This window comes from Mesorhizobium silamurunense, from assembly GCF_014843825.1.
Classification (GTDB): domain Bacteria; phylum Pseudomonadota; class Alphaproteobacteria; order Rhizobiales; family Rhizobiaceae; genus Mesorhizobium; species Mesorhizobium silamurunense.
In genome coordinates, this window is record NZ_JHQR01000067.1 from 1 (window position 1) to 17,560 (window position 17,560).

Sequence of the window (17,560 nt, forward strand, 5' to 3'; positions counted from 1 at the left end):
GGCCCGCGCGCGTTTCGGCATGCGCGCCAAGCGCCGGCATGGCGCCACGGTGCGCAGTTCCGGCCGCGTCTTCAACGACTGGGTCGAGCGCGCCCGCGCCGATGTCGCTCTGCTCACCACAGAGCTCGCGACCGGTCCCTATCCCTATGCCGGCATCCCGTGGTTCTCGACGGCCTTCGGCCGCGACGGCGTGATCTCCGGCTTGCAGATGCTGTGGCTCAATCCCGGTCTGGCGCGCGGCGTGCTGGCCTTTCTCGCCGAGCACCAGGCGACCGAGACCTCGCCCTTCATCGATTCCCAGCCGGGCAAGATCATGCACGAGACGCGCAAGGGCGAGATGGCGGCGCTGCGCGAGCTTCCCTTCGGCCGCTATTATGGCGGCGTCGACACGACCCCGCTCTACATTCATCTCGCCTGCGCCTATGCCGACCGCACCGGCGACATGGCCTTCATCGACACGCTCTGGCCATCGCTCAAGGCGGCCGCCGAATGGACGGAAGAGGCAAGCCGGGCGACGGGTTTCGTGACTTACCAGCGCGCCGCAGAGTCTGGCCTGGCCAACCAGGGCTGGAAGGACAGTATCGACTCGGTCTTCCATGCCGACGGACGTATTCCCAAAGGGCCGATCGCCCTGGTCGAGGTGCAGGGCTATGTCTTTGCCGCCTACCGGGGGCTCGCGGCGCTGGCGCGCCGCCGTGGCGAGTATGCCGAGGCCGAGCATTGGGAAAACCGCGCCGAAGAAATGCGGGTTGCCGTCGAGCGCGATTTCTGGATAGACGATCTCAACTTCTACGCCCTGGCCATCGACGGCGAGGGCAAGCCCTGCGAGGTCCGCACGTCCAACGCCGGTCATCTCCTCTATGTCGGGCTGCCGCAGCCGGAGCGCGCAAAGATGGTCGCCGACCAACTGCTCTCGGCCTCTTTCCATTCCGGCTGGGGGTTGAGGACGCTCGCCGACGACGCGGTGTTCTTCAACCCGATGTCATACCACAACGGCTCGATCTGGCCGCACGACACCGCGCTCTGCGGCGTCGGCCTGGTGCGCTACGGCGAGCGCGACAGCGTGGTGCGGCTGATGAGCGGCACTTTCGAGTCGGCCGTGCACTTCAACATGCGGCTGCCGGAATTGTTCTGCGGCTTCACCCGGGCGCCGGGCGAGGCGCCGATAGCCTACCCGGTCGCCTGCCTGCCGCAGGCCTGGTCGGCAGGCTCCACCTTCATGCTGATGCAGGCCTGCCTCGGTCTGGAAATCGATGGATGGCAAGGCGAGTTGCACGTCACGCGCCCGAGGCTGCCGATCGGTATCGATACACTCACGCTCCGGCATTTGACGGTCGCCGACAAATCCATCGACCTGACCTTCCAGCGGGTCGGTGACCGGGTCGTTGCCTTCCTTGCCGACCGGCATGAAGGCATGGTCCCGCTTATCGTACGAACCTAGAACAAAGGCTGGCAAGGTTACCTCCGGAAACCGAAAAATGTCGGAACCGATCGCAACTTTGTGCGTTGCAAACTGGTACCGGCCTACCGGTCCGCAGCCGGCAAGAACGAAAAACAAAATAGCGGACAGCCTGAGGCAACCTGGCATTCAATGACACAGTACGGCGTCGACCTCTTGTGGGTCCTTATCCTAGCGAGTCTCGGACTTTCCGCTCTCGCGATCTTCGTTTCAGTATCCAGGCACCGTCATCAGCATTCGAAGGCTGTAAACTCGCCCACTTCGGGTGACGACGTCGCGTCGGAAGCCGCGCGCAAGGTATTGCGCGAATTCGAGAAGAACGGGCAGTCGGTTGACGCCGCCCTCGTCACCTGGTCACCGGAGACGCTGCGCAAGATCCTCGCCGAGGATCTGCCGGACGCGCAGGTCCTCATCGTCTCCAACCGCGAGCCTTACATCCATAACGAAAAGAACGGTGACATCGAACTGGTCGTGCCGGCGAGCGGACTGGTTTCGGCGCTGGAGCCGATCACGCGCGCCTGCGCCGGCACCTGGATCGCCTATGGCGGCGGAAGCGCAGATCGCCAAATGGTCGACAGGGACGACCGAGTGCAAGTGCCGCCCGAAAATCCATCCTATGCACTGCGCAGGGTCTGGCTGACCGAAGAGGAATATCAAGGCTACTATCTCGGCTTCGCCAATGAAGGGCTGTGGCCGCTCTGCCATATCGCCTTTACCCGACCGACCTTCCGCGAGTCGGACTGGGAGGCCTATGAGGCCGTCAACCGCAAATTCGCCGACACGGTGGTTGCCGAGGCCCGCAACGAACGACCGATCGTGCTGGTCCAGGATTACCATTTCGCGCTTTTGCCGCGCATGATCCGCGAACGCCTGCCGGAAGCGATCGTCATCACCTTCTGGCACATCCCGTGGCCGAACTCGGAAGTGTTCAGCATCTGCCCGTGGCGTGAGCGCATTCTCGACGGGTTGCTGGGCAGCTCGATCATCGGCTTCCACACCCAGTTCCATGCCAACAACTTCACCGAGAGCGTCGACCGCTTCATGGAGAGCCGGATCGAGCGGGCGGATGCTGCCATATCCTACGGCGGCCAGACGACGCTGGTGCATGCTTATCCGATTTCGATCGAATGGCCTGTCGAACTCCTGAACAGGCTGCCGCCGGTCGAGGAATGCCGCCAGAGCATCCGCGAGCGGTTCGGCATTCCGGCGGATGCCAAGCTGTGCATCGGCGTCGAGCGCCTCGACTACACCAAGGGCATCCTCGACCGCTTCCATGCGCTGGAGGAGCTGTTCATTCGCTACCCCGAAATGATCGGCAAAGTGGTTTTCCTGCAGATCGCAGCGCCCAGCCGGGGCACGTTGCCGGCCTATAAGCAGCTGCATGACGAATGCCAGCGCCTCGCCGAGGAACTCAACGAGCGCTATGGCAGTGGGAGCTATCGCCCGGTCGTGCTCGTGGCCGAGCATCACTCGCAGAAGGACGTCTACAAGATCTACCGCGCGGCCGACATCTGCCTGGTCACCAGCCTGCATGACGGCATGAACCTCGTGGCCAAGGAATTCGTCGCCGCGCGCGACGATGAAGAGGGCGTGCTTCTGCTCAGCACGTTTGCCGGCGCCTCGCGCGAATTGCTCGAGGCGCTGATCGTCAATCCTTACGACGCCGCTATGATGAGCGAAGCCATGCGGCAGGCGCTGATCATGGGACCCGACGAGCAGCGCGAGCGCATGCGGCGCATGCGTGAGATCGTGCGCGACAACAACGTCTATCGCTGGGCCGGCAGCATGCTGCTCGACGCGGCGCGGCTGAGGAAGCGCGGCGAGCTCGACCGGGTCACCGCATTATCCGAACGGCCGGCGAACGCCAACGGCGACAATGTCGTCTCCATATTCGAACGCAAACAGGCAGCCGGATACCGATGAATATTCAGACAGATTTGACGCCGCGCCTTCCCGACGGCCGGTGGGCGCTCTTCCTCGACATTGACGGCACCTTGCTGGAGCATGCCGCACATCCGGATAGCGTGTCGGTCAGCGACGACCTGCGGCTCCTTCTGGAGACGGTCGAGCGCCGGCTGGACGGCGCGCTGGCCTTCATCACCGGCCGTTCGATCGCGGCAGTCGACGGACTGTTCGAGCCCTTGAAGCTGCGGATCGCCGGTCTCTACGGGCTGGAGCACAGGCTGACACCGGACGGGCAAATCGGGGCCGCCGACGAGCCGGCGGATATGGCCGCACTTGCCGACGAGATCGAGCTGGAGCTGGCAAGCCAGGCCGTCTATGTCGAGCGCAAGGGCCCGGTGCTGGCCATTCACACAAGGGCGGCGCCGCATTTGCTCACCCGCGCGACGGAACTGGTCGAGGCGGCACTTGCCCGGCTGCCGCAAGGCTACCGCGTGATCGCCGGCAATGCAGGTGTCGAGCTGATGCCGCTGGAGGCGGCCAAGGGTGCCGCGATCCGGCGCTTCATGCAGCTCGATCCCTTCACCGGCCGGCGCCCGGTCTTTCTCGGCGACGACACGTCCGACGAAAACGGCTTTGAGACTGTCAATGCCGCGGGCGGGATCTCGATCCGCGTGAAACCGCAGGGCGAGACCACGGCACGTTTCGCCATTGCCGATGTCGCGGGCGCGATCGCCTGGCTTGAAGCCAATTTCGGTGGCGGCGCCGGACAGGCGAACCGCGACGATCTCGTTGCCTAGAGCAATTCGAGGTGCGCGAAAACGGCCCCGCTACGGGAACCGTTTTACACAAGACTGCAAAGCGGCTACTTGCTGCCGCCGTTCTCCTTAACGCTGCTGCAGAACTCCGGATGGCTGTTGGCTGCGTTGGCATTCTTGGCCTCATCCGCGCAAGCAGTCATCATCGCGGTCTGGTCTTCCGGCGACAATGCCTTCCACGCCTTTGTGAAGGCATCCTTACTGACCATCGTCTTCATGCTGGAGTCTGTGTAGAAGGGTTGCATTTTGGCCGGGTCGTCGAGTGCTGACGTACCGGTCTGTCCGGCGGCGAGAGCCGAGCCGGCGACCATCGAAAGCGCCATGGCGCCGAAGCAGATCATCTTGATGTTCATAACATAGACCTCCTGTTTCTCCGGATCGTTCGAGAAACGATCATGTTACCAACGGAAGGTCTGGATCAAAGTTCCTCCATTCCCATGCAGTGCAGAAAAAGTTTCTGAAACAAACGTGCCCACGAGAGCCGAAACTTTTCCGTCATCCGCCGTTAGGTTTGGTTGCACTACGCCGGGACGCAATCACTAGCAGGAACGCTGCCGTTTCCAGGTGACAAGGCGCGATCAGTTCCTGTCGACCGGCTTGGAGCGCATCCGGGAAACGGTCTCGCGCTCGGCGCGTTTGGAGCGCATCGGCGGCAGGCCGCGATCCACGAGGTCCATGTCTTCCAGCACCATGTCGCCCATGCGCTTGAAGGCGACGTCGAGCGCGCCGGCGCGGTGGGCCGAGCGCAGGAAGCCGGGGAGGGCGCGCACCGGATGCTTTTTTGCCAGCGGCTCTTCCGGGAAGACGTCGCTCGCGGCAACGATATGGCCGCTTCGCACGGCCTCCATCAAGGCCGGGAAATCGACGACGCCAGCGCGGCTTAGCAGGATGAAGGCAGCCCCTTTGCGCATTTTCGCGAAGGCGTCGGCGCCGAGAAAACCCTGGTTCTCGCTGGTCACCGAAGCGACGACGAAGACGAAATCGCTTTCCGACAGCACCTTGTCGAGCGAGGCCGGCTCGACGCCATGCTCGACCAGGACGGAAGGCGGCAGCCACGGATCGAAGACCCTGGTGCGGGTGCGGAAGCCGGTCAGCAGGCGATTGAGCGCGCGGCCGAGATCGCCGAAGCCGATGATGCCGACATCGGCGCCGGAGAGGAGACGCGCCGTCTGGTTGCCGTCGCCTCCCCACAGTTCCTTGCCTTGCCGGAAGGCGAGGTCGGCATCGACGATGTCGCGCGCCAGGTTGAGCGCCATGGCAAGACCCAGTTCGGCGACCGGCTCGGCGAAGACCAGGCCGGTGGTGACGACGTGGATGCCGCGGGCAAACAGCGTCTCATAGGGCATGTTGTTGATGAGATTGGTCTCGACGTTGAAGATGCAGCGCAGCGCCGTCATCTTGTCCAGCGTCTCCGGCGCTATCGGCGGCTGGCCGACGATGTAGCGCGCCTCGGCCAGTATATCAGGCGGCAACCCAGCGACGCCTTCGGGCGTTGTCTCGACGATGCGATATTTCCTGCGAAACAGCGCCAACTGCGGCGGCGTGAAGATCAGGTCGAGCGTGCGCGGTTCGGGCGCGCTGATCACCAGCGGCAGGGCCTTGTCGGACATCGTTTATCCTCCCAGTGCGATTGGATCGCGTCAATCAGATTTGCGTTCTTTACTCAGGATTAAACGATTTACAACTGCGAAAAATCGATTTATCGAATTAAACTAGAAAGGCAGCAAGCGGCTGTCTGCCCTCAGGAGGCGGTCAATGGCGCAACAGGAAGTCCAGCGGCAACGTCCGTCGATCCACGATGTGGCAAGCCATGCCGGCGTGTCCGCCGCGACCGTCTCCAAGGTGCTGGCCGGCGTCACCACGGTTAAGCCGGAAAACGCGCAGCGCGTCCTCGATGCCGTCGAGCTTCTGGGCTACCGCGTCGACCCGCTCGCTTCCGACATGCGGCGGGCCAAGCGCCGCATCATCGGCGCCATCATGCCGGAATTCGAAAGCGAGTTCTTCGGCCAGATGGTGAGCGAGCTCGAAGGCTTCGCCGAGCAGCGCGGCTATACGCTTGTCGCCGCTTCCAGCCGTGAATCGGAAGCGCGCGAGAAAGAGATCCTTGCCCGCATGCATGACTGGCGCGTCGCCGGCGTCGTGCTGGCGCCGGTGCGCAACGAGCACGGGCCAGCGGCCGGTTTCATGAAGGCGAACGGCATGACCGGCGTGCTGATCGACCGCGTGCTTGCCGACGACGCCTTCGACACGGTTTCGGCCGATAGCGCGGCGGCAAGCGCTGAAGTGGCGCGCGCGCTTGTCGGCCAAGGCCACCGCCACATCCTTGTCGTCGGCCTCGGCCAGCAGGCGGCGACGGTGCGCGCCCGTCTCGAGGGGTTCCGCAACACGGCGCTCGATCTCGCGCCGGATGTCCGTATCGACGTCGTGCTTTGCGAAAGCGACGTCGAGCCGTTGCGGACGCTGCTTCGCGACTATTTCAGCAAGCGGGAAGCCGGCGGCGACCGGCCGACGGCGGTCTATTCGCTCTTCCTCAAGGGCACGCTGGTGGCGCTGTCGGAATTCCGGCGGCGCGGCTGGCATTGCCCCAACGACATCTCGCTGGTCGGCTTCGACGACGCCGAATGGATGCAGGTGACCTGGCCGGCGATCGCCGCGGTGGTGCAGCCGGTGCGCGAGATCGCCGGCAACGCGATGGAGGTCTTGTTTCGCAGGATCGAAGGCGAGGGGGGGCCGCCGAGGGCGCGGCTCGAGCCTTGCAAGGTGTTAATGCGGGAATCCGTTGGCTCGCCAGGCAGCGTCCCGCATTCCGGGGGAGGAGACCGACAATAGCCCCCATTGTCGACAACGGAAGAAGGGCGCCGGCCCTGGCCGCGGCATCCGGCGCAAACAACAAACGGAGGATGGAATGACATCGCTTTTCCCAAAGTTGAATCGATTTACTCTGGCATTGGGCGTGGCTCTGGCATTTTCGGCCATCGGTGTCGCCAAGGCCGAGGACGGCGAATATGGCGTGCTGATGAAGACGCTGGCCAATCCGTTCTGGGGCGCGATGGCCCAGGGCGTCGCGGATGGCGCCAAGGAAGCCGGCGTGAAGTATTTCCAGCAGGCGGCCGAAAGCGACCAGGCGGCCGAGCCGCAGCTCAACCTCTGCAACACGATGCTCGAGCGCAAGCCGGTGGCGATGATCACCGCCGCCATCAACTCGACCAACCTTTTGCCCTGCCTGAAGTCGGCGCAGGACGCCGGCATCAAGATCGTCGACCTCGACAATAATCTCGACCAAGCGGTGCTCGACAAGGAAGGCGTCAAGGTCACCTTCCACATCGGTTCCGACAATGTGGCGGCCGGCGCGCAAGGAGCGGAATACCTCGTCTCCAAGCTCGGCAAGGACGCCAAGGGTCCGGTGCTTGTGATCGAGGGTCTCTCCGGCAACATCACCGGCGAGAAGCGCGCCAAGGGCTTTGCCGACAAGCTCAAGGAACTGGCACCGGGGCTGCAGATTGTCGCCTCACTGCCGGGCGACTGGGATCGCGGCAAGGCGGCCTCGATCGCCACCGACACGCTGACGGCGCATCCCGATCTCGTCGCCATCTTCTGCGCCAATGACGGCATGGCGCTGGGCGCGGTGGAATCGGTCTATGCGGCAGGCAAAGGCCAGCAGGTGACGATGATCGGCGTCGACGGCAATGTCGATGCGGTGAAGTCGATCAAGGAAGGCCGGCTCAACGCCTCCGTCGCGCAGCTTCCCTATCTCGTCGGCAAGCAGGCGGTGGAGAACGTCAAGAAGGCGCTGGCCGGCGAGAAGGTCGAAGAGAGCATCGCCGTGCCCACCCTGGTGCTGACCAAGGATGTGCTCGACGCCGGCAAGGAGCCGATGCTGCAGTATGTGAAGTAGGAAGGGAATAGGCAGTAGGCAGTAGGGCAAGAGGCATGTCCTGCCCCTCAGACCGCGTCACACTCCTTACCTGCTGCCCTACTGCCTAATCCCTACTGCCTTACCCCCTATCCGAAGGGCAAAAACATGGCTTCCGAAACGGCGCAGCCCGGCTTCTGGGCTCGGGTGCAGCGCGCATCCGTCGAGAGACTCCACATCAGGCTGGAGTCGCTGCTGGTGCTTGTGGCGCTGAGCGCGGCGATGGCGCTGCTGTCGCCTTTCTTCCTGTCGCTCAGCAATTTCCTCAACATCCTCTTGGCGACATCGACGATCGGCGTGCTGGCGATCGCCGCCACCTTCGTCATCGGCTCGGGCGGGCTAGATCTGTCGCTCGGCTCGGTCATGGGGTTGGCCGGCGTGGCGGGCGCCTTCGTCGCCGTCAATCTCGGCTGGCCCTCGGTCTTCGCGGTGATAGCCTGCGTTCTGGCTGGAAGTATCGCTGGCTACATCAACGGCCAACTGGTCACCCGCGCCTTCGTGCCCGCTTTCATCGTCACGCTCGGCATGCTCGGCCTTGCCCGCGGGCTGGCGCTGGTCATCTCGCAGGGCAGGGCGATCTACGGCCTGCCGGCCGAGATCGTCTATATCGGCCAAGGCCGACCGCTCGGCGTCCCGATGCCGGTGATCATCTTCGTGCTCACCGCGATCGTCGCGCATTGCGTGCTCGCCTATACGCGGTTCGGCCGCCACACGCTGGCGCTCGGCGACAGCGAGGGTGCGGCGCGCGCCGCCGGCATCCGTGTCGAGCAACATCGCCGCATCATCTACACGCTCTCCGGCGCGCTTGCCGGGCTTGCTGGCCTGCTCTTCACCGCCCGCGTCAATGCCGGTGATCCGACCGCCGGCATCAACTACGAGCTCACCGCCATCACCGCGGCGATCATCGGCGGCACCAATCTGTTCGGCGGGCGCGCCTCGATCCTCGGCACGATGATCGGCGCGCTGATCATGGGCGGGCTGCAGAACGGGCTGACGCTGCTTGCGGTGCCGCGCCTCGATCCTCGGCACGATGATCGGCGCGCTGATCATGGGCGTGCTGCAGAACGGGCTGACGCTGCTTGCGGTGCAGTCCTACTACCAGCAGATGGCGATCGGCGCGGTGCTGATCCTCGCGGTCTTCATCGATCAGTACCAGGTGCGGAAGGAGTCGCGCGTATGACCCTTCTTTCGCTCCACGGCATCCGCAAGAGTTTTGGCGCTGTCGACGTGCTGCACGGCGTCGACCTCTCGGTCGCGGCCGGTGAAGTGGTCGGCCTGGTCGGCGACAATGGCGCCGGCAAGTCGACGCTGATGAAAACCATAACGGGCATCTACCGCGCCGACACCGGTTCGATCGAGTTCGACGGCAAGGACATTCTCGCCCTCGACCCCGGCCAGCGCCGCCGCCTCGGCATCGAGATGATCTACCAGGATCTTTCCCTCGCCAAGCAGCAGGACGTTGCGTCGAATATCTTCCTTGGCCGCGAGCCGACGAAAAGGCTGCTCGGCCTGTTCCCCGGCTTTGTCGACAAGGCCGAGATGGATCGCCAGGCGGCGCGAATGGTCGAGCGGCTCGGCGCGCATCTGCCGTCGATCAACCGGTCCGTCGGCTCGTTCTCCGGCGGCCAGCAGCAGACGGTGGCGATTGCGCGGGCGCTCACCTTCAACCCGAAGCTTGTCATCATGGACGAGCCGACGGCGGCGCTCGCCGTGCGGGAGGTGCAGAGCGTGCTCGATCTCATCCGGCGGCTGAAGTCGGAAGGCATCGCAGTCATTTTGATCTCGCACCGGCTGAACGACGTGCTGTCGGTTACCGACCGCATCGTCGTGCTGCGCCACGGCAGGGCGGATGCCGATCTCGTCACCGCCAAGACCAACATGAACGAAGTCGTCAGCCGCATCGTCGGCGGCGGCGATATCAGCGCCGCGGCGGCGCATGAGCAACGAGGCTGACATGAATACATTTGGACTGCACACTTTCGCCATCGCTCCGGTCTGGGACCTCGCCCGCATCGAGCCGCAGATGGACCGGCTGAAGGAACTCGGCATCGGTCTGATGGAGATTCCGCTGCTGCGCCCTGAGGAGATCGACACCAAGCACACGCGCGGCTTCGCCAACCACTATGGCGTCCAGCTCATCCCGTCGCTCGGCCTGCCGCGAGCGCTCGACGTGGTCGAGCGGCCGGAGGAGGCGCTCGACTTCCTGCAGCCGGCCTTCAAAGTGTGCAACGAAGTCGGCGCAGAGGCGCTTGGCGGCGTCACCTACGGCACGATCGGCAAGACCACAGGGCGGGCGCCGACGCGCAAGGAGATCGACGGCATGTGCCGCTTCCTCGAACGCGCGGCGAAGGCGGCGAAGGCCCGCAGCCTGAAGCTCGGCATCGAGCCCTGCAACCGCTACGAGACGCATCTCATTAATCGCGGTGTCGACGCGGCGCGGATCATCGAGCGCGTCGGTGCCGACAACATCTTCATCCATCTCGACACCTATCACATGCATATCGAGGAAGAGAGCTTTGCCGCGGGCTTCGAGGCGGCGGCCCCCTTCCTCGGTTATGTGCATGTGTCGGAGGCCAATCGCGGCGTGCCGGGGCGCGGCATGCTCAACTGGGCGGCCTGCATGAAGGCGATCGCCGACATCGGCTATCAGGGCGCGATCACGCTCGAAAGCATGAACCATGTCGATGTCGATATCGCCGGTGGGCTGGCGGTGTGGCGCCCGGTGGCGGAAGACCCGCGCGACGTCATCGAGGTGGGCCTGCCGTTCCTGCGCGAGGAAGCGCGCAAGGCGGGATTGACGCTCGGATAGCGAAGTTTACTTGCGGTCTCGGCGCGCCAGCCAGCGGCGGCGCGCCTCCTGCTGTTCGGCAAGTTCGGCCTCGTCCCAGTAGCCGATGAGCACGCCGGAGCCGAGGATAGGGTCGAAATGCTCGATCTTGTCGTCGATCTCCGTCAGCCATTCGTCCGGAACGGTGATGCGGTTGTTGGGCAGCGCCAACCAGCGCATCAGCGCTTGCCGCAACCGCTCTATATCGCTGGCCGCCCATGGGTCGCGGCCGAGATCGCACAGTTCGCCGGGGTCGTTCTGCAGGTCGAAGAGCATCGGCTCGACACCTTCGCCATGGACGAGTTTGAAGCGGCCGTCGGTGATCATGTAGAGCTTGCAGTTCGACACCGGCATGGCGAGCTTCAGCCGCGCCGCGTCGCCGCTGTAGTCGTATTCGCTAACAGCAAAGTTGCGCAGGCTTGTCCGTTCGCCGGAAGTGAGCGACAACAGCGAACGGCCTTCGAGGATATGCGGCTTGGCCCTGCCGCCGAAATAGTCGAGGAAAGTCGGCGCGAGGTCGATCATCTCGACCAACGCATCTGAGCTGGTCCCGCGCGTGGCGTCGGCTTCCGGGCGCGGATCGTAGACGATCATAGGCACTTTGACCGCGACATCGTGGAACAGGTATTTCTCGCCGAGCCAGTGGTCGCCGAGATAGTCGCCATGGTCGGAGGTGAACACGACAAGCGTGTTCTCGAACAGGCCGCGCTTCTCAATGAAGTCAAACAAATGGCCGAGCTGGTCGTCGATCTGCTTGATCAGGCCCATGTAGCAGGGGATGACGGTCTCGCGGACCTCGTCGCGTGAGAAGTTCTTCGAGTAGCGCTCCTGCTGGAAGGCCTCGAAGATCGGATTTGGCGAGGCGCGCTCCGCCTCGCTGCGGATCGGCGGCTGGATATCCGCCTTGCCGTACATGTCATGATAGGGCGCCGGCACAATATAGGGCCAGTGCGGCTTGATGTAGGAAAGATGCGCGCACCAGGCTTCGCCATTGGCTTCGGCCTCCTCGATGAAGCGCATGGCACGGCGGGTCATGTAGGGTGTTTCGGAATGCTCGTCCGGAATGCGCGCCGGCTTGTCGGCATGGACGAGCAGCCAGCCGTTGAAATTCTCGCCGTTCGTGCCTTCGCCGGAATTCGCCCAATGCTCCCATGGGTTGGCGGCGTCGAAACCCTGCTCGCGCAGATAGCTGTCGTAGGCCGGATCGGGGTCGTAGCTGGTCGAGGGATGCAAGCCGTCGTCGCGCTCGAACGGCTCGAAGCCACATTCGGCGACACGCACGCCGATGATGGAATCCCTGGCGATGCCGAGGCGCTCCATGCCTTCCTCGTCGGCGCTCATGTGCGTCTTGCCGATGAGAGCGCAGCGCACGCCGATTTCGCGCAGGTGATCGCCCAGCGTCGGCTCGCCGACCCTCAGCGGCACGCCGTTATGCGTCGAGCCGTGCGAGCGGACATAGCGGCCGGTATAGGCGCTCATGCGCGAGGGACCGCACACCGTCGATTGAACATAGGCGTTGGTGAAGCGCACGCCGCGGTCGGCGAGCCGGTCGATATTCGGCGTCTTCAGGCTCCTGTGTCCGGCGCAGCCCAGATAGTCGAACCGCAGCTGGTCGCACATGATGAAAAGGACGTTGCGTTTTGAGGTCATTGCTATCCGTCGGAATGGCTCTCGGTAATGCCAGAACGGCGAAGGTAATGAAACGCGGCCAAATATCATTTTCTTGAGCCACCAACTGGTGCAATGTCACCTTGGAGGACCGAAACCGTGCCATTCGTCAGCACCGGCGGCGTCACGCTGCACTATCGCACGATCGAAGCGACCGGCACTTCGCGCCCGATCATCTTCATCAACTCGTTGGGCACCGACTTCCGGATCTGGGACGACGTCGTGGCGCGGCTTGCCGGCGAGATGCCGATGCTCGTCTACGACAAGCGCGGCCATGGGCTTTCCGACATCGGCGGCGGTGTGCGCTCGATCGACGACCATGTCGACGATCTGAGCGCGCTGATCGATCACCTAGGCTTCGACAAGGCGGTGCTCTTCGGCCTCTCGGTCGGCGGCATGGTCGCCCAGGGGCTTTATGCCCGGCGGCCAGATCTCGTCGAGGCGCTGATCCTCAGCGACACGGCGCACAAGATCGGCACCGCCGAGAGCTGGAACAGCCGCATCGCGACCGTCGAGCGCGACGGCATCGAGGCGATCGCCGATGGCGTGCTGAAAGTGTGGTTCACGCCGGATTTCCATACGAATCGCGCTGCCGAACTGGCCGGCTGCCGCAACATGCTGACCCGGCAGGCGCTGCCCGGCTATATCGGCACATGCATGGCGGTGCGCGACGCTGATTTCACCGATGCTGCCTCACGCATCGCTGTGCCGACGCTCTGCGTCGTCGGCGACCAGGACGGCTCGACGCCGCCCGATCTCGTGCGCTCGCTGGCCGACCTGATCCCCGGGGCACGCTTCGAGGTGATCCGCGGCGCTGGGCACATTCCCTGCATCGAGCAGCCCGACGCACTGACCACCCTGATCCGCGACTTCGTCGCCTCGTTGCCTGAGGGAACGCATGCCCATGGATGACGACCCCAAGAATACCAGCCGCTACCGGACCGGACTGGAGGTCCGTCGCTCCGTGCTCGGCGATCAGCATGTCGACCGCGCCGTGGACGCGGCAACCGATTTCGATCGGCCGTTCCAGCAGCTGATCACCGAGGCTGCCTGGGGAACGGTGTGGGCGCGCCCCGGCCTGTCGAAACGCGAGCGCTCGATCGTGACGCTGGCGCTGCTCGCAGCCCTTGGCCACGACGAAGAGGTGGCCATGCATGTGCGCGCCACCGCGAACACGGGGGCCTCGCGCGACGACATCCGCGAAGCCTTCCTGCATGTCGCGATCTATGCCGGGGTGCCGGCGGCCAACCGCGCCTTCAGAATCGCCAAGGAGGTGTTCTCGCAGATGGACGGAGCCCCTCATGCCTGAGCCGGGCTCCAACCGGACGCCGGAAACCGGCGCCTTCTTCCAGCGCGACCGCCAATGGCACCCGCCGGCATTCACGCCGGGCTACAAGAGCTCGGTCCTGCGCTCGCCGCAAAAGGCGTTGGTCGCCTTCGACAATACGCTGTCGGAACTCACCGGTCCGGTGTTCGGCCATGCCATGCTCGGCGAGCTCGACAACGACTTGATCCACAATTTCGCCAAGCCAGGCGAGAGCGCCATCGGCGAGCGCATCATCGTCCATGGACGCGTGCTCGACGAGCGCGGCAGGGGCGTGCCCGGCGTGCTGCTCGAGTTCTGGCAGGCCAATTCCGGCGGTCGCTACCGCCACAAGAAGGACGGCTATCTGGCGCCGCTCGATCCGAATTTCGGCGGCTGCGGCCGCACGATCACCGCCGAGGACGGCGGCTATGCCTTTCGCACTGTCCGGCCCGGGCCATACCCCTGGCCGAACGGTCCGAACGACTGGCGGCCGGCGCATATCCACTTTTCTCTCTTCGGCCACGGCTTCGCGCAGCGGCTGATCACGCAGATGTATTTCGAAGGCGACCCGCTGATCTGGCGCTGCCCGATCGTCGGCGGCATCTCCAACAGGGCCGCCATCGAAGCGCTGATCGCCGCGCTCGACATGCAGTCGACGATCCCGATGGATGCGCTTGCCTACAAGTTCGACATCGTGCTGCGCGGGCGGCGCTCGACGCTGTTCGAGAACAGGCCGGAGGGCAATTGATGGCGCAGTCGCTCGACCGGCTGAAGGAGAGCCCTTCGCAGACCGCCGGACCCTATGTCCATATCGGGCTGACGCCGAATTTCTGCGATATCGGCGGCGTCTACGAAAGCGATCTTGGCTCGACCATGGTCAACGATCAGACCAAGGGTGAGCGGATCGAGCTGCGTGTCCGGGTGCTCGACGGCACCGGCACACCGCTCAAGGATGCGCTGATCGAGATCTGGCAGGCGGATGCCGCCGGGCTCTACAATTCGCCCGCCGAATTGCGCGGTACGGCCGATCCGAGCTTTTTAGGCTGGGGCCGGCAGCCGACCGACATGGAAACCGGAATCTGCCTGTTCCGGACGATCAAGCCCGGCCGTGTGCCGTTCCGCGACCGCCGGCTGATGGCGCCGCACATCACGCTGTGGATCGTGGCGCGCGGCATCAATATCGGCCTCAACACGAGGCTCTATTTCTCCGACGAGGAGAAGGCCAATGCCGAGGATCCGATCCTCGCCCGCATCGAGCATCGCGCGCGGGTGCCGACGCTGATCGCCGAGCGCCAGGGCGACGCTTACGTTTTCGATGTACACTTGCAGGGCGAGAAGGAGACGGTCTTCTTCGACAGCTGACCGTGGCCGACATGACCGTTTCGCCGTTCGATCATCCGCTGCTTTCCGGCTTTCTCGGCGACGACGAGGCGGCGAGGCATTTTTCCGTGGAAGCCGATATCGCCGCGATGCTCGCCTTCGAGCGGGCGCTGGCCGAGGCGGAAGCCGAGTGCGGCGCGATCCCGCACGAGGCCGGGGCGGCGATCGTCAAAGCACTGGCCGCCTTCCGGCCGGACACCGCAAAGCTGCGCGCCGGCGTCGCCAAGGACGGCGTCGCGGTGCCGGAACTGGTGCGCCAGATCAGGGCGGCGGCCGGTGCGCAGCACGGCGAATTCGTTCATTTCGGCGCGACCAGCCAGGATGTCATCGACACCTCGCTGGTGCTGCGCCTGCGCCAAGCCATCGACCATATCGGCCTGCTGCTCAGCGAGAATATCGTGCGGCTCGCCGGGCTCAAGGAAGAATTCGGGGACAGGGCGCTGACGGCGATGACACGCATGCAGCCGGCGATACCGATCACGGCAGCGGACCGGATCGCTTCCTGGCGGACACCGCTCGAGCGCCACCAGCAGCGCTTGAAGGAACTGTCCGGCCGGCTGCTGGTGGTACAATTCGGCGGCGCCGCCGGCACGTTCGACAAGCTCGGCGACAAGGCGCCGGCAGTGCGCGTGGCGCTTGCGGCCAAGCTCGACCTCGGCGATGCACCGCAATGGCATAGCCAGCGCGATGCGCTTGCGGAGTTCGCCGCTTGGCTGTCGCTCGTTACCGGCAGCCTCGGCAAGTTCGGGCAGGACGTCGCGCTTATGGCGCAGGCCGGAGCCGACATCGAACTCTCGGGCGGTGGCGGTTCGTCGGCCATGCCGCACAAGCAGAACCCCGTTAAGGCCGAAGCGCTGGTGGCGCTTGCACGCTTCAACGCCACGCAGCTTTCCGGCATGCATCAGGCGCTGGTGCATGAACAGGAGCGCTCGGGCGCGGCCTGGACGCTGGAATGGCTCATCCTGCCGCAGATGGTGGTAGCCACCGCTGCCGCGCTCAGGCTCGCCGCCGAACTCGCCGGACAGATCGAGAGCCTTGGCCACTAACGCATGTCGCCCAAAAGTGCGCAGCGGTTTTGGGACAACGACATGTAGGAAGGGATTTGATGCGCACACGGGTCGCCATCATCGGCTCGGGACCGTCGGGCCTGCTGCTTGGCCAGCTTCTCGCGACCATCGGCGTCGAGACGATCATCCTCGAACGATCGAGCCGCGAGCATGTGCTCGGCCGCATACGCGCCGGCGTGCTCGAGCAGGGCACGGTCGAACTGCTCGGCGAGGCAGGCGCGGCGGACAGGCTCCATGCCGAAGGTCTGCCGCATTCCGGCATCTCGCTCGCCTTCGATGGGCGCCTGCACCGCATAGACCTCACTGGCCTGACCGGCGGCAAGCACGTCACCGTCTACGGCCAGACCGAGGTGACGCATGATTTGATGGACAAGCGCGAAGCGGCGGGGCTTGTCAGCGTCTACGAGGCGGCGAACGTCGCGCTTCACGACTTTGACGGTGCAGCGCCCTTCGTCACCTATGACAAGGATGGCGTCAGCCATCGTGTCGATTGCGACTTCATTGCCGGCTGCGATGGCTATCACGGCGTCAGCCGCAGGTCGGTGCCGGAAGGCGCGCTGAAAACGTTCGAGCGGACTTACCCGTTCGGTTGGCTGGGCGTGCTGGCTGAAGTGCCGCCGGCCGACCATGAACTGATCTACGCCAATCACGAGCGGGGTTTTGCGCTGTGCTCGATGCGCTCGCTGCGCCGCAGCCGCTACTATGTGCAGGTCCCCGCCGACGAGCGCGTCGAAGCCTGGTCGGACGATCGCTTCTGGGACGAGTTGCGCCGGCGCCTGCCGCCGCAGACGGCCGCCGCCATCACCACCGGTCCGTCCTTCGAGAAGTCGATCGCGCCGCTGCGCTCCTTCGTTGCCGAGCCGATGCGTTTCGGCCGGCTGTTCCTGATCGGCGACGCCGCCCATATCGTGCCGCCGACCGGCGCCAAGGGCCTCAACCTCGCTGCCAGCGATGTGCGCTATCTCTTTGCCGGGCTTCGCGAATTCTTTTCCGACAAATCGGAGGTGGGGCTCGACGCCTATTCTGCCAAGGCGCTGGCCAGGGTGTGGAAAGCGGTGCGCTTCTCCTGGTGGATGACGACGATCCTGCACCGCTTTCCCGAGACGGGCGAATTCGGCCAGCGCATCCAGGAGGCCGAGCTCGACTATCTCGTGCACTCCAAGGCTGCGTCGACCGCGCTGGCGGAAAACTACGTCGGCCTGCCGTATTAATCGACTGGA

At 64.6% G+C, this 17,560-nt stretch carries 16 protein-coding genes; 13 read left to right on the forward strand and 3 right to left on the reverse strand.

Annotated features, from left to right (window positions below; all coding sequences use genetic code 11):
* The 3 genes from DH10_RS08130 to otsB form a co-directional block, all read left to right on the forward strand.
* A partial coding sequence (locus DH10_RS08130) for an amylo-alpha-1,6-glucosidase (RefSeq protein ID WP_192384599.1) occupies positions 1–1,441 on the forward strand: 1,441 nt, incomplete at its 5' end.
* A gap of 150 nt (positions 1,442–1,591) precedes the next feature.
* On the forward strand, positions 1,592–3,382 hold the full coding sequence (locus tag DH10_RS08135; protein WP_192243461.1) for an alpha,alpha-trehalose-phosphate synthase (UDP-forming): 1,791 nt from the start codon (positions 1,592–1,594) through the stop codon (positions 3,380–3,382).
* Positions 3,379–4,161: a trehalose-phosphatase gene (gene otsB / locus DH10_RS08140; protein ID WP_192243459.1), complete on the forward strand. Its 783-nt coding sequence runs from the start codon at positions 3,379–3,381 to the stop codon at positions 4,159–4,161. The genes DH10_RS08135 and otsB overlap by 4 nt, the downstream gene beginning before the upstream one ends.
* Positions 4,162–4,226: 65 nt before the next feature.
* Here the strand turns inward: otsB and DH10_RS08145 are convergent, their stop codons facing one another.
* Both DH10_RS08145 and DH10_RS08150 read right to left on the reverse strand, forming a co-directional pair.
* Positions 4,227–4,532 (reverse strand): hypothetical protein, encoded by a 306-nt coding sequence (locus DH10_RS08145; protein WP_192243457.1) that lies wholly within the window; start codon positions 4,530–4,532, stop codon positions 4,227–4,229.
* 225 nt (positions 4,533–4,757) lie between these two features.
* A complete protein-coding gene (locus DH10_RS08150) occupies positions 4,758–5,789 on the reverse strand; it encodes a hydroxyacid dehydrogenase (protein WP_192243455.1) in 1,032 nt (343 codons plus the stop codon).
* A 145-nt stretch (positions 5,790–5,934) separates the two neighbouring features.
* On the opposite strand from DH10_RS08150, the gene DH10_RS08155 reads away from it, so the two are divergent.
* From DH10_RS08155 to DH10_RS08175, 4 genes are all read left to right on the forward strand, one after another.
* Complete coding sequence (locus DH10_RS08155) at positions 5,935–7,008, forward strand: LacI family DNA-binding transcriptional regulator (RefSeq protein ID WP_192243453.1); 1,074 nt, start codon at positions 5,935–5,937, stop codon at positions 7,006–7,008.
* 124 nt (positions 7,009–7,132) lie between these two features.
* Positions 7,133–8,074, forward strand: coding sequence for a sugar ABC transporter substrate-binding protein (locus DH10_RS08160; protein WP_210324950.1), 942 nt, complete (start codon positions 7,133–7,135; stop codon positions 8,072–8,074).
* A 126-nt stretch (positions 8,075–8,200) separates the two neighbouring features.
* On the forward strand, positions 8,201–10,045 hold the full coding sequence (locus tag DH10_RS36250) for an ABC transporter permease subunit (protein WP_210327770.1): 1,845 nt from the start codon (positions 8,201–8,203) through the stop codon (positions 10,043–10,045).
* Between the two features lies 1 nt (position 10,046).
* A complete protein-coding gene (locus DH10_RS08175) occupies positions 10,047–10,901 on the forward strand; it encodes a sugar phosphate isomerase/epimerase family protein (protein ID WP_192243445.1) in 855 nt (284 codons plus the stop codon).
* A gap of 6 nt (positions 10,902–10,907) precedes the next feature.
* On the opposite strand, the gene DH10_RS08180 is transcribed toward DH10_RS08175, so the two are convergent.
* Entirely contained in the window at positions 10,908–12,569 is a 1,662-nt protein-coding gene (locus DH10_RS08180; RefSeq protein ID WP_192384600.1) for an alkaline phosphatase family protein, read from the reverse strand.
* A 117-nt stretch (positions 12,570–12,686) separates the two neighbouring features.
* Here DH10_RS08180 and pcaD point away from each other — a divergent pair, with 117 nt between their 5' ends.
* From pcaD to pobA, 6 genes are read left to right on the forward strand one after another with little or no spacing between them, the layout of a single operon-like run.
* A complete protein-coding gene (gene pcaD / locus DH10_RS08185) occupies positions 12,687–13,499 on the forward strand; it encodes a 3-oxoadipate enol-lactonase (protein ID WP_312891174.1) in 813 nt (270 codons plus the stop codon).
* Positions 13,492–13,896, forward strand: coding sequence for a 4-carboxymuconolactone decarboxylase (gene pcaC, locus DH10_RS08190; protein ID WP_192384601.1), 405 nt, complete (start codon positions 13,492–13,494; stop codon positions 13,894–13,896). Before pcaD ends, pcaC begins: the two co-directional genes overlap by 8 nt.
* Positions 13,889–14,641, forward strand: coding sequence for a protocatechuate 3,4-dioxygenase subunit beta (pcaH, locus tag DH10_RS08195; RefSeq protein WP_192243439.1), 753 nt, complete (start codon positions 13,889–13,891; stop codon positions 14,639–14,641). Before pcaC ends, pcaH begins: the two co-directional genes overlap by 8 nt.
* A complete protein-coding gene (pcaG, locus tag DH10_RS08200) occupies positions 14,641–15,255 on the forward strand; it encodes a protocatechuate 3,4-dioxygenase subunit alpha (RefSeq protein ID WP_192243437.1) in 615 nt (204 codons plus the stop codon). Before pcaH ends, pcaG begins: the two co-directional genes overlap by 1 nt.
* Positions 15,256–15,266: 11 nt before the next feature.
* Complete coding sequence (locus DH10_RS08205; protein WP_192243567.1) at positions 15,267–16,319, forward strand: 3-carboxy-cis,cis-muconate cycloisomerase; 1,053 nt, start codon at positions 15,267–15,269, stop codon at positions 16,317–16,319.
* A gap of 59 nt (positions 16,320–16,378) precedes the next feature.
* On the forward strand, positions 16,379–17,551 hold the full coding sequence (pobA, locus tag DH10_RS08210; RefSeq protein WP_192243434.1) for a 4-hydroxybenzoate 3-monooxygenase: 1,173 nt from the start codon (positions 16,379–16,381) through the stop codon (positions 17,549–17,551).
* The last annotated feature ends 9 nt before the right edge of the window (positions 17,552–17,560 follow it).